This is a genomic window from Chryseobacterium shigense, from assembly GCF_900156575.1.
Lineage (GTDB): Bacteria > Bacteroidota > Bacteroidia > Flavobacteriales > Weeksellaceae > Chryseobacterium > Chryseobacterium shigense.
In genome coordinates this window covers 1,096,029-1,110,397 of sequence record NZ_FTNY01000001.1, presented here as the reverse complement: position 1 = coordinate 1,110,397, position 14,369 = coordinate 1,096,029, and the positions used below count along the sequence as shown (strand labels likewise).

13 protein-coding genes are annotated in these 14,369 nt (G+C 37.9%); 7 read left to right on the top strand and 6 right to left on the bottom strand.

What is annotated here, in order from left to right:
- The first annotated feature begins 49 nt into the window (after window positions 1-49).
- Window positions 50-580, top strand: a complete 531-nt coding sequence (locus BW964_RS04930) for an NAD(P)H-dependent oxidoreductase (RefSeq protein ID WP_076505173.1) — start codon at window positions 50-52, stop codon at window positions 578-580.
- A 161-nt stretch (window positions 581-741) separates the two neighbouring features.
- Here BW964_RS04930 and BW964_RS04925 read toward each other — a convergent pair whose 3' ends face one another.
- Both BW964_RS04925 and BW964_RS04920 read right to left on the bottom strand, forming a co-directional pair.
- Window positions 742-2,328: a patatin-like phospholipase family protein gene (locus BW964_RS04925; RefSeq protein ID WP_076505171.1), complete on the bottom strand. Its 1,587-nt coding sequence runs from the start codon at window positions 2,326-2,328 to the stop codon at window positions 742-744.
- A 170-nt stretch (window positions 2,329-2,498) separates the two neighbouring features.
- The gene (locus tag BW964_RS04920; RefSeq protein ID WP_076505169.1) at window positions 2,499-3,398 is read right to left on the bottom strand and encodes a magnesium transporter CorA family protein; all 900 of its coding nucleotides are present in this window, start codon (window positions 3,396-3,398) and stop codon (window positions 2,499-2,501) included.
- A 73-nt stretch (window positions 3,399-3,471) separates the two neighbouring features.
- Between BW964_RS04920 and BW964_RS04915 the strand changes: the two genes are divergently transcribed.
- From BW964_RS04915 to BW964_RS04900, 4 genes are all read left to right on the top strand, one after another.
- Entirely contained in the window at window positions 3,472-4,494 is a 1,023-nt protein-coding gene (locus tag BW964_RS04915) for a 3-oxoacyl-ACP synthase III family protein (protein WP_076505167.1), read from the top strand.
- A 413-nt stretch (window positions 4,495-4,907) separates the two neighbouring features.
- The gene (locus BW964_RS04910) at window positions 4,908-5,648 is read left to right on the top strand and encodes a hypothetical protein (RefSeq protein WP_123912026.1); all 741 of its coding nucleotides are present in this window, start codon (window positions 4,908-4,910) and stop codon (window positions 5,646-5,648) included.
- Between the two features lie 105 nt (window positions 5,649-5,753).
- Window positions 5,754-6,488: a hypothetical protein gene (locus BW964_RS04905; protein ID WP_123912027.1), complete on the top strand. Its 735-nt coding sequence runs from the start codon at window positions 5,754-5,756 to the stop codon at window positions 6,486-6,488.
- Window positions 6,489-6,592: 104 nt separating this feature from the next.
- The gene (locus BW964_RS04900) at window positions 6,593-7,330 is read left to right on the top strand and encodes a hypothetical protein (RefSeq protein WP_123912028.1); all 738 of its coding nucleotides are present in this window, start codon (window positions 6,593-6,595) and stop codon (window positions 7,328-7,330) included.
- A 75-nt stretch (window positions 7,331-7,405) separates the two neighbouring features.
- On the opposite strand, the gene BW964_RS04895 is transcribed toward BW964_RS04900, so the two are convergent.
- Window positions 7,406-8,566 (bottom strand): thioredoxin family protein, encoded by a 1,161-nt coding sequence (locus BW964_RS04895; protein WP_076505156.1) that lies wholly within the window; start codon window positions 8,564-8,566, stop codon window positions 7,406-7,408.
- Window positions 8,567-8,856: 290 nt separating this feature from the next.
- Here BW964_RS04895 and BW964_RS04890 point away from each other — a divergent pair, with 290 nt between their 5' ends.
- Entirely contained in the window at window positions 8,857-10,485 is a 1,629-nt protein-coding gene (locus BW964_RS04890; protein ID WP_084175623.1) for a helix-turn-helix domain-containing protein, read from the top strand.
- Between the two features lie 264 nt (window positions 10,486-10,749).
- On the top strand, window positions 10,750-11,643 hold the full coding sequence (locus BW964_RS04885; RefSeq protein ID WP_076505152.1) for a hypothetical protein: 894 nt from the start codon (window positions 10,750-10,752) through the stop codon (window positions 11,641-11,643).
- A gap of 105 nt (window positions 11,644-11,748) precedes the next feature.
- On the opposite strand, the gene BW964_RS04880 is transcribed toward BW964_RS04885, so the two are convergent.
- The 3 genes from BW964_RS04880 to pruA all read right to left on the bottom strand — a co-directional run bounded on the left by BW964_RS04880 (window position 11,749) and on the right by pruA (window position 14,315).
- Window positions 11,749-11,958, bottom strand: a complete 210-nt coding sequence (locus BW964_RS04880; protein WP_076505150.1) for a hypothetical protein — start codon at window positions 11,956-11,958, stop codon at window positions 11,749-11,751.
- A 237-nt stretch (window positions 11,959-12,195) separates the two neighbouring features.
- Complete coding sequence (locus BW964_RS04870; RefSeq protein WP_076505147.1) at window positions 12,196-12,405, bottom strand: hypothetical protein; 210 nt, start codon at window positions 12,403-12,405, stop codon at window positions 12,196-12,198.
- A gap of 284 nt (window positions 12,406-12,689) precedes the next feature.
- Entirely contained in the window at window positions 12,690-14,315 is a 1,626-nt protein-coding gene (pruA, locus tag BW964_RS04865; RefSeq protein ID WP_076505145.1) for an L-glutamate gamma-semialdehyde dehydrogenase, read from the bottom strand.
- Between the last annotated feature and the right edge of the window lie 54 nt (window positions 14,316-14,369).

Below are 14,369 nucleotides of genomic sequence, written 5' to 3'. Positions count from 1 at the left end.
GAAATGTAAGTTACATCTATTATTTTTGCTGAAGAAATATAAACGGAAAATGAAAACATTAATCATAATCATCCACCCTGATATCGAAAAATCGGTGATCAATAAAAGATGGATCGAAGAATTAAATAAATATCCTGAAAAATATAAGGTTCATAACTTATACGAAGCCTATCCGGATGAAAAAATAGACATTGCAAAAGAGCAGCAGTTAATAGAATCTTATGACAGCATTGTCTTTCAGTTCCCGTTCTACTGGTTCAGCAGTCCGCCACTTTTGAAAAAATGGTTTGATGAGGTCCTTCTTTACGGTTGGGCTTATGGAAGTAAGAGCGGATACAAAGCAGGAGGGAAGAAAATGTCACTGGCGGTCACTGCCGGAATTGATGAAGAGGGATACCGTGCATCAGGAAAATACAAATATACCATGAATGAGCTTTTTCGCCCTTATGAACTGACTTTTGACTATATCAAAGCAGAGTACAAAGAACCTTTTGTTTATTACGGAATAGAAAATGATCCTTCCGAAGAATGGATTGAAAGAAGTGTTCCGATGTACCTTGAGTTTTTGGATTCATTGTAGACAGATAACGGTCATGTCTATAGATATGGCCGTTCTAACTTTTAAGATTTTTTTAGTCTATCCATTTCGACGCTCGTTATTTCTTGTAATCTGCATTTTTAATCTTCGGTTTATCTCTTTTATAAAGATTCTCACTTTAAATCTAAAATACTTAAAATTCCTTATCCCACCGTAGGCGTATCTGCTTCTTTCAGGATCTTTTTCTCCTTCATCGAAAGCATCATCCGTTCATATTTGTATTTTTCCCAGTCGAATTGATTCAGGAAATCCAGGGCGGCCTGGAATCCCCTGTTGAAGAGATCCTCTTTTTCATCTCTTTTCATAAAGAAATTCAACCAGCTGCTCGTTCCGCAATTAACACTCTGAATACTGTAAAGACGGTAAAAGCTATGTTTCGTTAAAAATGATTTGTCATTAAAACCTTTTAAAGTACTGATGATATTTCCCGCATAAGAAAAAGGAGTTTTAAGAATCTCTTCACTGGTTTTTCCTTTTTCAGACAGAATATCAGAGTCGCTGGTGAGCTGCACTCCAAAAAGAGGCATTCTGGGATAAAATACGTCGCTGGCATGAAAAATATCGATCGGAAAGTTAGAAATACTTCCACCGTCAATGAAAAGTCCGGAAGGATAAATGTCTTCGGGTTTGGTGTTCATCCAGAATTTCCAGGCATATTTTACCGAGCTGTCATCCTTATTGATCATTTTCCGGAAAGGTTCAAAAAAGAACGGGACAGACATCGACGCTCTTACAAATTCGGCTGGACTGGCATGTTTCAGTTCTTCTTCAGACCAGTACAGATTAGCCATCGTAGGCAGTTCTACTTTGATTTTAGCATTAATATCGGTCGTAATGACGATGTATTCCGAACGAAGCTGGTAAAACGGATTGTTTTTATAATAGTCATTGTTCACCGCACTTTCATAGAAGATCCTGTAGCGGGTCTGGTCAATATGTTCCAGGTTTTTAGCTTTGATCGCTTCAATACTTTTTAGCGCAATGGTATAATATTCTCCCGTATTCCCGTAGCGATAATTGAGATGAAGGTCATGTTCCTTCTGAATAAATTTTTCATTAAGCTGAGCCACCGTTTTGATCCCGAAACCATCTAAAACACTTTGCATGGTCTCTAAAAAAGCATTTCCCGGATTGAATCCGCTGTTCTGTTTTTTAAAATCATTATAAAACTTTTTAATACAGAAAAAGGCAATAATGACAGGAATTAAAGGAATCAGGAAAAGAAGTTTAGCATTAAGCGTAGTTTCCGGCTTTGCTACGAAAGGGATAATGACCAGAATCACCATGATGACCGCTAAAATAATAGCATTGATTTTAAAAAAATCCTTATTGTTCAGAATCGCATGAATCGTAGTTTTCACATAAGTTTTTCCATCCATGAAATCGGCGAAATTCCAGCTGAAAAGGATATCCTTGATCACTTCACTTTTAGCTTCCTCTTTGGTTTTACAGGCTGCAATCAACATTGTATTAATAGCGCCGGCACTCGTTCCTGCCACTTTAAGAAAACGAACTCCGAATACTTCCAGACCATAAAGATACCCTACCAAAGCACTTCCCCAGACACCGCCTCCTTCCTGAACAAACTCTACATATTGATTTCCCTGCGCATCCAGCAAATCAGAAAACTCCCTGGACGAAATATTTTCATGCAAAGCACTGAGTTTCTCTTTGGACTCACGGGAAAGCACATTTTCCTCAAGAATTTTGTTTAGAATGTCAGTTTTCATGGGCAGTTGGGTGTTGGTGCTTTTAGTCAAACGAAAGGGTACCAAGTTTTTTAATTATTAATTTATTGCTAAACTCACTACGAACCTTGAGAATGAATCCCAAATTCGATTTAAAGTTAGCAACAAATCTTTTATAATAACTTAAGTATTTGCCCCTTTTTAACAGACCGTTACCACTGCTTACGTCTTGCATAAATAAAAGTGCAGATCACCACCACAGCCATAACCCCTACTGTTATAAAATATCCGTATTTGTGATGCAGTTCAGGCATATTGTCGAAATTCATTCCGTAAAGCCCGGCAATAAAAGTAATCGGGAGGAAATACACCGAATAGATAGCCAAAACTTTCATAACCTGGTTAGCTTTTTGGTCTGAAAGCGCCAGGAACATGGAAATAAGGTTGGTAATCTGAATATTTAAATGATCAAAATCCGCAACAACATCTTTATGTTTATCTTTTAAATCCACGATCTCTGAATCCTGAAGATTCAAAAGTTTAAACTTATCTACCGCGTCCGTTGAAATCGTCAATACCCGTGAATTGAGGCCTGATTTTCTTTTTAATTTATATAACCTTCTGATCTGGTTAGTATGGTTGGTATTTTTAAGGAAAATTTCGTTTTCAATATTATCCATTGTTTCCAAAAGGCTTAATGATTCATCATCAAAACTTCTCATAATCAGGAGTGCCATCATTAAAGCAATTTTTGACGAAGAAACTTCTGTTTTCATGGCAGAAATCTGTTTCTTGGTCTCCAGAATGCTTTTCGTTTTCATTCTGTGGATTGTGATGATGGTATTATCCAGCAGGAAAATTCCGATCTTCGTGCTGATATCGCTTATGGTGTTGAGGTTTTTTCGTTCCAGTTCTGTACTTTCTCGGAGCAGGAAAAACTTTACGTTGCCGTCCTCTTCGTATTTAGGAAGGTGATTCGGATCCATGGTATCTTCCAGAAGAAGGTTGTTGATCTCATATCTTTCGTGAAGAAATTTCAGGTCCTCCGCTGTGGGAGCCTCTACATCTACCCATTCACATAGGGAGTCTCTGTATATCGTATCGATTGGCATATGATAAAAATACTACTATTTTAAAAAACTATGGGTTAAATAATTTTATCTTTGCCAAAATTAAAAAAACTATATGATTAAAAGTACAATAAAAGGAATAGGATTTTATGTTCCGGATCATGTTGTTACGAATGATGATTTAGCGAAGCTGATGACCACCAATGATGAATGGATTACGGAAAGAACGGGCATCAAAGAAAGGAGACACAGACAAAACAGAAACGATTCTCAGGAAACGACGGCTTACCTGGCATTTAAAGCCTCTGAAAAAGCGCTCGAAAAAGCGGGACTCACCGCTAAAGATATAGATTATATTGTATTCGCCACCCTTTCTCCGGACTACTATTTTCCGGGTTGTGGTGTTTTGCTTCAGGATATGCTGGGGTGTGATACTATTGGTGCTTTGGATGTACGAAATCAGTGTTCTGGATTTGTTTATGCCATGAGCGTTGCCAATGCTTTTATCAAATCAGGAACCTATAAAAATATTCTTGTGGTAGGAGCGGAGATTCATTCTTTCGGACTTGATTTTTCTGATGAAGGAAGAGGGGTTTCTGTGATTTTTGGAGATGGGGCAGGAGCCATCATCCTGTCTGCGACGGAAGATGAAAATGCAGGAGACATTTTATCTGTCAATATGCATTCCGAAGGGAAATATGCAGATGAGCTATGTACGCAATTCCCGGGTTCTAAATTCGGATGGAGCGACAGAATGAGAAAAGAACCGGAGAATGTGACCAATAAAGAGGTGTATCCGATCATGAATGGAAACTTTGTATTCAAACATGCGGTGACAAGATTCCCGGAAACGATGCAGGAAGCCTTGGATAAAGCCGGAAAAACCATCGAAGATCTGGATATGTTCATTCCTCATCAGGCTAATCTTAGAATTGCCCAGTTTGTACAGCAGAAATTCGGACTTCCGGATGAGAAGATTCACAACAATATTCAGAGATACGGAAATACAACCGCTGCCTCTATTCCTATCGCTTTAAGCGAAGCCATTGAAGAAGGGAAAATAAAGAGAGGAGATTTGGTGCTTCTTTCAGCTTTTGGAAGCGGATTTACCTGGGGAAGTGTATTGTTTCAATATTAATTTCTGAACAGAAATAAGAAAGGAGCTGCCTCAAATTGAGGCAGCTCCTTTTTTTTGTAAATATTATAAATTATTCAATAATAAGAGAATTATTTTTAAGTTTTTTTGTGTACAGTTAGGGATGATTAAATTTTAGTACTTTTGTACTGCATAAATGATAAAATCTTACTATAACCCATCTTTCTGAGAAGATTTTAATCTGAATTTAACAACTTATCACCACTATAAACGGTACAGCCGCAGGTTGAAAAAATGGAGAATTGATAATATATTTATTTTATTGACTATAATTCTATAAATGAGTTTGTTGTATTTTTTATAGAAAAAAATCTATACGGTTTGGTATTTTTTTTGAAAAAATCTGCAAATCTTAATCCGATGGAAGAGATTATAGATAAATCAAAAACACAATGATGAAAAAGAATTTAATTTTAGGAGTATTAGTACTTCCTGTATTCGCCTATTCTCAAGTAGGAATTAATACACCAACACCACAAAAGAGTTTACATGTCAATGGTTCACTCCAGATCACCAATGAATTAAATGTCGGAGGGGACGCTAAAACAGCAGGCAGTGCGGGAACAACAGGTCAGGTCTTAAAATCTGGCGGTCCTGGTACAGCACCAACCTGGGAAAATCTTGCTGGTGTTCCCAATGCTACCGGAACAGTGATTGTCGTCAATGGACAATTTATCGTTGCTCAGGAAATTGTTGTACAGCTCACTGCTGATTTTTCAATACCTAATACCGGAAATTCAACATATTTTATTGGAAATCTGACTCAAGAAATTGTAGACAACGAAAACCGTTATTCGGGAAACGATATCACCAACTCATTTACAATATCTGCTGATGGAGTCTATCAGGTGGATATGAATATGCAGTTAACAACAAATAATGGAAATAGACCGGTCATCGGAATCTGGGACGATTCCGAAAATAAATGGGTGGCCCGTGTCAATGACGATTTTACGGCCCCCAGCGGAAATTTGCAAACATACACGCTGCTTACTTCTATTCCAATGCTGGCTTCCCATACCTATTCTTTTAGAATAGCTAACCGTCAGGCTGCTAATACTACAATTAAATATCTCAGCAGTGGAGCTACGGGTTCCGGACCAATTACTCAGATATCTGTTAAACGGTTAAGATAACTCTTAGTAAGATTGTAACCAATGGAAAAAGCTTTTGACGATTATTGTTCAAAAGCGTTTACAAAATACAGATCTGTAAAGATCAAATGATTAAAAAACACAATGATGAAAAAGAATTTAATTTTAGGAGTAGTATTGCTTCCTGTATTAGCCTATTCACAAGTGGGAATTAATACACGGACACCTCGGAAAAATTTACATGTCAATGGCTCACTCCAGATTACCAATGAGTTGAACGTAGGGGGTGATGCCAGAACAGCAGGTTCTGCCGGAACACCAGGACAGGTTTTAAAATCCAATGGCCCCGGCTTAGCTCCAACCTGGCAAAATGTGGCCGGCGTTCCTAATGCTACGGGAACTGTAATTGCATTGAACGGAGAATTTATCATTGCCCAGGAAATTGTCGTACAGCTCACTGCTGATTATACTGTACCTCCAGCCGGTAATGCAGGCCTTTTTATTGGAAACCTGACAAATGAAATTATAGACAATGAAAACCGTTATTCCGGAACTTCTATAGGCAACTCATTTACGATACCGGCAGATGGTGTTTTTCAGATTAAAATGAATGCACAATTGTCTACTGATAACGGGTCGGTTCCGGTGATAGGGATATGGGACGATACAGCAAACCGATGGGTAGCTTGTGTCAATGATTATTTTAGCACTCCGACCGGAGGGTTACAAACCTATACACTGATTACCTCTATTCCTATGACCGCTTCCAGTACCTATTCATTTAGGTTGGCTAATACAGTTAGTACCGTAGTAAAGTATGTCAGTACCGGAATTACAGGGGCCGGGCCGATTACTCAAATATCTTTGAAACGTTTGAAATAATGGTCAAAGAGATTTTCATAGAATTCAGATGCACTGCTGTTCTTTTTTTGGTAATCTTTACAAAATACAGAGCTTTAGGGGGCACATTAATTAAAAACACAATGATGAAAAAGAATTTAATTTTAGGAATCTTATTACTTCCTTTACTAACATACTCACAAGTGGGAATTAGTACTCCCACACCTCAAAAGAATCTCCATGTCAATGGCTCACTTCAGATTACCAATGAATTGAACTTAGGGGGGGATGCTATAAGGACAGGTTCTGCAGGAAGAGCAGGACAGGTTTTAAAATCCAACGGGCCAGGCGCAGTGCCTACCTGGGAAAACCTGGCTGGTGTTCCTAATGATACAGGTACCGTGATTGCTGTGAACGGACAATTTATCGTGGCTCAGGAAATTGTAGTACAGATGACTGCTGACTATGTATTATCAGCTTCAGTGGATAGAACGTATACTATAGAAAATTTGACCAATGTCATTATCGACAATCAAAATAACTATTTTTCAAGTGCCAGAACCAATTTGTTTACTGTAAAAGCAGATGGTATTTATGAGGTGATCATGAATGTACAGTTATCTACGGATAATGGCAAAAGCCCTGTTATAGGAATATGGGATAGTACTACGAATAGCTGGGTGGCGATGGTCAATGATTATTTTACTGCTCCAACCGGACATTTTCAGACTTATACACTGATTACCTCTATTCCTATGCTCGCTTCCGGTCGATATTCATTCAGAGTGGCGCCAGACGGAGCTGGTACAACGATCAGATATCTCAGCAGTGGATCTACAGGATCCGGACCGGTTACCCAGATGTCTGTGAAACGGTTAAAATAATTATTTAACAGATATTTTCATAGAAAAGACCGCAGAAATCATCTGCGGTCTTTTTTATGGTATTGAAGCGTTACGTTAAAGGCTCTTCAATAATTTCTCTGTATCGGTTGAATCTTCTCCTTTGCTTTTAGCAAGCTGAATAGACTTTTCAGCCCACATCTTCGCATTCTTTTTATCTCCTATCTTGCTGTAAAGATTGGCTAAAGTATCTGTATTGGCATAATTTTCATTTTTCTTTACAGATTCCTGAGCCCATGCTACCGCTTTTTCAAGAGACGTTTTGCTGCTTACGTTTTCAAAAAAATTCCATGCTAAAGAGTTTAATTCTTCAGAACTCATGGCAGAATAATCTTCATACAATTCCAGGGTTAGCTTCTCATAAGTAGGAATATCTTTATTCTTTAAAGCTCTGTTGGCTTTTGCTCTTTTCAAAATCTTTTCAGATTCTTCTTTGGTTAAGAATTTTTGACTTTCTGTAAGGAAATAATTCTCATTCCAGGTTTTTGTGTCTGCGTTGTAAGCCTTTTTAAGAACGGTATTCAGTTTGATATTCTTGTCGAATTTTGCATACTTATCTTCCGGGAAAATTTTGATGATCTCTGCTTTTTTTGCCTGAAATATTTTATACAGAGGACTTTCCGTGCTCTGAGTTCCCGAAAGAAGCATTTCTACATCTTCCTGGTCAAGAGTTGTCTTCTGCTGGAAATACCGGTCTAATACTTTTCCTGCAAACTCCGAATCATTATAAATGGTAAGGCCTGCAAGAGTTTTTAAAAATTCAGGGTCTTTTTCTCCATTTTCAAATTTTTGCTTTAAGGCAGTCAGTCTTTTATTGGGATCTTCGGCATCTTTAGCAAACTGAATAAAATCTTTTTCCTCTACGTAGCCTAACGTTCGGTGTACTTCTTCTCCGTCACCATTGATAAAAAGGTAGGTAGGGAATGCTTTTACATTGTATTTCTTTGCAAGTCCTACTCCTTCTCCTTTTTCCATATCTATCTTGGCATTCACGAAATGGGAATTGTAAAAATCTCCAACGGTCTGCAGTGGGAAAATATTTTTTACCATCAGCTTACAAGGTCCGCACCATGATGCATAAGCGTCTACAAATACAAGTTTATTCTCTTTTTTTGCTTTCGCGAGTATGGTTGCGAAATTGCTATCTTCAAATTTAATTCCCTGTGCGAAAGCAAGAGCTCCTATAAATAAAGAAGAAAATAGGGTTAATTTTTTCATAAAACTTTTTATTGATTACAAATGTAATAATTATGTAAGCATATAGGTCGGGGCAAATAGAAAATAGTTACGGATATTTTATTTTCGATAGATAATAAATCTATTTAATGTGAAAATTAGGGATTTTGTATTATTAAAATAAATAATAATTGCTTTTTTAGTTAAAAAAATTAAATGATAGTAGAATATTTTAATAAAATATAAAATAGTAGTAACTTTGTAAAAAACAAAAAGACACCCCGTGAAAATGATGAATTATTATAAAATCAAAAATAATAATTTATTTTTTTATGTCTAGAAGTATGCTAAAACTTTTGTTTTTGTTCATTACTGCTGTCCCCATCTGGGCTCAGAAAAAATATGGTTTCGATCAGATCTGTGAAAGAACATCCATTCAGTCGGTTCCAAAAGATATTCCCAAAGCTCTGAAAACAGCAGATTCTTTGTATGGGTCTGCACAAATACCCCTTGATAAAGTCAAAAGTCTCTTACTTTCTGCGGATCTCTATCATGCTGCAGGCGAATTCAAAAAATCTATTTGTTACGCAGAGAATGCTCACTCATTACTCAATCAGATTGACAATGCAGAATGGTTTTCCCGGGTCAATGAGTTTCTGGCTAAAGAATATAGGCTGGTGGGACTTCATGAAAGGTCAAAAAAATATACATTACAGGGGATAGAAGCTTCAAAACACATCACTGATTCTCATACAAAAGCTGAAATGTTGGGACTGCTGAATCAGGAAATGGCCTATTACGAAATGGAGCAGGGAAGTTATATGGATGCCGTGAAGTATATAAAAATTTCATTGAACTCTTTTGGTAAAGATGATACGATAGAGGAGAACGACAGAGCTGTAGCTGCTTCTTACCAGATCCTTGGAGATATTTATTTTAGACTTAAAGATTATGCTGTTTCAGAAAATTATTACCGGAAAGCAGAATCCATGCTTAAAGAAAAATGCTGTGTTCTTGGTCTGGTTTATAATGGTCTGGGGGGCATCCGTCTGAAACAAAAAAACTGGGAAGATGCCGAAATCTATCTTAAAAAAGCAGAGAATATGGCAGACAGCTCCCGAAGTCTTAAGCTGAAAAAAGCAGTATATTCCAATATCAATGATTATTATGAAGGAACGGGAGATAATTTTAAAGCCGCCCTGTATGCCGTAAAATATGTAAAAGCTTACGACAGCCTTACCGCCAGGAATCGCGAATTTGCAATCATAGCTCCTGAAAATTTAGCAAAACCTAATAAAAAAAATACACAGATCAGTATTGTAAAAAATACCGCTATCATTGTACTGCTGATTTCCCTCTTTGGAATTGTTGCTTTTTTTAAAGTAAAACAGAAAAAACAGCGCTCTAAATTCAGGAATATTATAAGAACGCAGCTGCAAATGATCAGTTCCCACAGTGAATCTTTACCTGTAAAAACCGAGGAGGACGATTTTTCAAACATTTCTGTAGAAGAAGTAGATGACAGAGCAGGAGGACCCGACAAAAAAAGAAATGAATCCCTCATGACCTCTGAAACAGAGTCGAAATTACTCGAACTTCTTGAGGAATTCGAAAAGGGAGATCTTTATAATAACAAGAATATGTCATTGTCTTTTCTTGCGGCAGAGCTTAATACCAATACAAAATATCTCTCTTATGTAATCAATCAGCATAAAAGTGCTGATGTTAAAACTTATGTCAATCGTTTAAGGATCAACTATATCATTGATAAACTGATCAAAGACGAAAAGTACAGACAGTACAAGATCAGCATCCTTGCAGACGAATGCGGTTTTTCTTCTCACAGTAAATTCGCTTCTGTCTTTAAAGCGGTGACAGATTTTTCTCCCTCAGCATATATTAAATACCTAGATGCTGAAAATCAATCAGATAAAAATGTTCATTTTACTGAAAACAATTAGGAACAGGATCGTTTTAATGTATTCTGTCTTTTCATTTTCATGAAAACTGATAACCTATTGTTTTACGTAAGACATTCACATCGATATCTTTGCGCAGCTTTACAGGAATAAGCCCACTGCAGTTTGTCACTCACTTTTTTAATCTTTATTCCTGATCAGGCAGAGCAGCGATCAAAACTAAAACTAAAAATTACTAGACGGTGTAAAATGTCTGCCAATTATTTTACACAAACCATGAAAACTTTAAACTAGTAAATTAAACACATGAAGACAACTTTAACAGTCGTGTTGGCATCCGTATTATCCAATGCTGCTTTAGCGCAGATAGGAATCAATACCCCAATGCCAATTGCGAGTCTGGACATCGTCGCGAAAAGAACCGACGGATCAACAGCGGAAGGGGTATTACCCCCAAGGCTTTCAGGGGAAGAGATCAAGGCAGGTGATTCCCAGTACACAGAGAATCATGCGGGAACTATTGTTTATGCTTCGGCAGCGGTAAGAGTACCCAGCAGTAAAACGGCCAATATTACCGCCGCAGGACTCTATTATTATGATGGGAAAATGTGGCAGAGAATGTTACCGGGGGATCCCAGAAAACTGAATCCCCAGTCAGCAGGAGATATTAAAAATTCTATGCAGCCTTCAGATCATAATGGATGGTATTTGCTTAATGGAAGATCCGTTTCCTCTCTTCCATCATCTGCGCAGACTTCTGCAGCTGGCTTAGGCTTCACCACAAGTCTTCCGGATGCAGCAGATAGGGTTCTGAAAACACGAAATGGTGCCGAACTACTGGGAAGTCAGGGCGGGAATAACAACATGACAATTACCCGTTCGAATCTTCCGGATATTAATCTGATTGGGGTGGTAAGCGGAACGGCGGAAAGCGCAGGAGCACATACCCATACTTCAGATGAGGGAGGTTTTCTTCTCGGGGGTACCAATGTAGGTAATAATGGCTCCGGTCATTATCAGGGAAATAGTGACTCATCCTCATGGGGAGGAGTTGGAATGATGGGGAATACGGCTACTTCCGGAGCGCACATCCATTCCTTGTCAGGAATTGCCACCATTCCTACGGGAGGTTTGGGAGCCACAATGGATAACAGATCCGCCTATATGGTCGTCAATACCTTTATCTATCTGGGAGAATAGCCCTGAAATGAAGTGTTTTATAATACAATCGGGGTTGATTGCCCGGTTTTTTTCAGTCAAGTTTTTTTAAGTGCAAATCCGCAGCGATAGCTGCGGATTTGTTATTTATTTAGTCTTGAGACTGTCTGATTTTACTTTTACAGTATCATGAGAAGCTGGAGCAGGTTCAGAATTGGCCACAGCAGAATCTCCCATATGATTTCTCAGAGAATCTTTATCATGTTCATTTTTGAATTCTTCTCTTTTCTCTTTGTTCTGCGCACAGCTTCCTAAAACCATAACCCCAAGAACAACTCCTATCCACAATTTTTTCATAATAATTAATTTTAATGTTTAATACAATCAAATATAAAGAAATATTAACAGTTTTATGAAAGTACTCTCTATATTATAAGAAGAATTTATTTTTAATGCAATACTAAAGAAAATGAAATCATCATTTTTTAAATGAAACTTGTGAAAGTCAAACTTTTTCTTTGGATGACCATAAAAAAAAATCTGCAGAACTTTCATCTGCAGATTTTCCATTTTTTAGATTATAAGCTGTTTATATTATTTAGCCGGACGTGGAGCAGCAACTGAATCCACTCTCACACTATCTGTTACTACCATCTTTGATGAGTCTGTCGTTACAGGTGCTACAGTTTTGGCATTAACTGCTGCCGTAGAATCTGTATTACCCGATGACATCGAAGATTCTTTAGTTCCACAGCTCACAACGACTATCCCTAAACCTACGGCTGCTAACAATAACTTTTTCATAATATTTTATTTTTAGTGTTATGAGTCAATGTTCAATAACTATTCCTAAATAGTAGTGTGAAGTATTAAAACATAGGTAAAGTTTGTTAAAAGGTGTTAGAGGAGGTGGCAGATGGTAGGTAGGAGGTTGCAGTTTAAAATAATAGTCATCCTTATTCAATGTTTATTGGGAGTGATTTATAAAAAGGGCTCCGGAATAAAAATTCCGAAGCCCTGTGATTATTCAATGTCCGTTACTGATGATGACTCATTATTAATCACGAACAATTCATATCGTATTATTCTTATCCCAGGTATGGGTATTTGTAGTCTTTTGGAGAAACAAACGTTTCTTTGATACTTCTTACAGACGTCCATCTCAATAGGTTCATTTTAGAACCAGCTTTGTCATTCGTTCCGGAAGCTCTACCACCACCAAAAGGCTGCTGCCCAACAACGGCACCCGTTGGTTTGTCATTGATGTAGAAGTTTCCTGAAGCATTTTCCAAAGCTTTGAAAGCTTCATTGATGGCGTAACGGTCTTGTGCGAATACAGAACCCGTCAATGAATACGGAGACGTAGAATCTACTAATTGTAAAGTTTCTTTCCAATCCTGATCTTCATATACATAAACAGATAGGATAGGTCCGAAAATCTCTTCTACCATACTTTCGTAATGAGGATTGGTCGTTTCAATAACTGTTGGATGTACAAACCATCCTTTAGAATCGTCAACTTTTCCACCGATAGCGATTTCAGCCTCACCGGAAGCAGTCGCTCTGTCGATATACCCTTTACACTTTTCGAAAGAGTTTTTATCAATTACTGCATTCACGAAGTTAGATGGATCTTCCGGAGAACCTACTTTAATAGAATTGATCTGGGTTTCCATTACTTTTTTCACATCAGCCCAAAGAGATTTAGGAACATAAGCTCTTGACGCCGCAGAACATTTTTGTCCCTGATATTCAAAAGAACCTCTTACCAAAGCAGTAGCTACTGCTTCCACGTTAGAAGAAGGGTGAGCAATAACGAAATCTTTTCCTCCTGTTTCCCCAACAATTCTCGGATATGTTCTGTAGTTGTGGATATTATCACCGATCATTTTCCACATTCCCTGGAATACTTTCGTAGACCCTGTGAAGTGAAGACCTGCAAAATCAGGATGTGCCAATACTTTCTCCGCAGTTTCTTTTCCATCTGTGAACACCATGTTGATTACCCCTGCAGGAAGACCCGCTTCGATTAATACATCCATGATTACTTTCGCAGAATAAACCTGCTTATCAGAAGGCTTCCAAACTACAACATTACCTAGCATAGCCATACAAGTTGGCAAGTTTCCGGAAATCGCTGTAAAGTTAAATGGAGTTACTGCAAAACAGAAACCTTCCAATGGTCTGTACTCTACACGGTTCCAGATTCCAGCATCAGAAACTGGTTGCTCAGAGTACATTTCAGTCATGAATTCTACGTTGAATCTCAAGAAATCGATAAACTCACACGCTGCATCTATCTCAGCCTGGTGCACGTTCTTAGACTGTCCGATCATCGTAGCTGCGTTGATCACGTCTCTATAAGGTCCAGCCAAAAGATCAGCCGCCTTTAAGAAAATAGCTGCACGGTGTTCCCAGCCCAGCTCGTTCCACGCTTTTTTAGCTGCCAATGCCGCGTTGATGGCGTCATCTACATGCTGCATCGTACCTTTATAGTAAAACCCGAAATCATGAGCATGATCCTGAGGAGACTGAAGCTGAACTTTTTCATCAGTTTTCACTTCCTTTCCGTTGATAAACATAGGAACTTCGATCTTCTCAGCCCACATCTTTTTATACGTAGCGATAAGGCTTTTAACTTCCGGAGATCCCGGTACATAAGAATTTACCGGTTCGTTGACTGCAAATGGTACTTGCGAAATTGCTTTTGACATATTATGTTCTATTATTTTAAATTATAAATAGGTTGGTATACAAATTTACGTTTT

Coding starts and splice junctions, on each gene's coding strand:
- pruA (WP_076505145.1), bottom strand. CDS start 14,315: ATGTCAAAAGCAATTTCGCAAGTACCATTTGCAGTCAACGAACCGGTA.
- BW964_RS04870 (WP_076505147.1), bottom strand. CDS start 12,405: ATGAAAAAGTTATTGTTAGCAGCCGTAGGTTTAGGGATAGTCGTTGTG.
- BW964_RS04895 (WP_076505156.1), bottom strand. CDS start 8,566: ATGAAAAAATTAACCCTATTTTCTTCTTTATTTATAGGAGCTCTTGCT.
- BW964_RS04930 (WP_076505173.1), top strand. CDS start 50: ATGAAAACATTAATCATAATCATCCACCCTGATATCGAAAAATCGGTG.
- BW964_RS04925 (WP_076505171.1), bottom strand. CDS start 2,328: ATGAAAACTGACATTCTAAACAAAATTCTTGAGGAAAATGTGCTTTCC.
- BW964_RS04915 (WP_076505167.1), top strand. CDS start 3,472: ATGATTAAAAGTACAATAAAAGGAATAGGATTTTATGTTCCGGATCAT.
- BW964_RS04885 (WP_076505152.1), top strand. CDS start 10,750: ATGAAGACAACTTTAACAGTCGTGTTGGCATCCGTATTATCCAATGCT.
- BW964_RS04880 (WP_076505150.1), bottom strand. CDS start 11,958: ATGAAAAAATTGTGGATAGGAGTTGTTCTTGGGGTTATGGTTTTAGGA.
- BW964_RS04890 (WP_084175623.1), top strand. CDS start 8,857: ATGTCTAGAAGTATGCTAAAACTTTTGTTTTTGTTCATTACTGCTGTC.
- BW964_RS04920 (WP_076505169.1), bottom strand. CDS start 3,398: ATGCCAATCGATACGATATACAGAGACTCCCTATGTGAATGGGTAGAT.
- BW964_RS04900 (WP_123912028.1), top strand. CDS start 6,593: ATGAAAAAGAATTTAATTTTAGGAATCTTATTACTTCCTTTACTAACA.
- BW964_RS04905 (WP_123912027.1), top strand. CDS start 5,754: ATGAAAAAGAATTTAATTTTAGGAGTAGTATTGCTTCCTGTATTAGCC.
- BW964_RS04910 (WP_123912026.1), top strand. CDS start 4,908: ATGAAAAAGAATTTAATTTTAGGAGTATTAGTACTTCCTGTATTCGCC.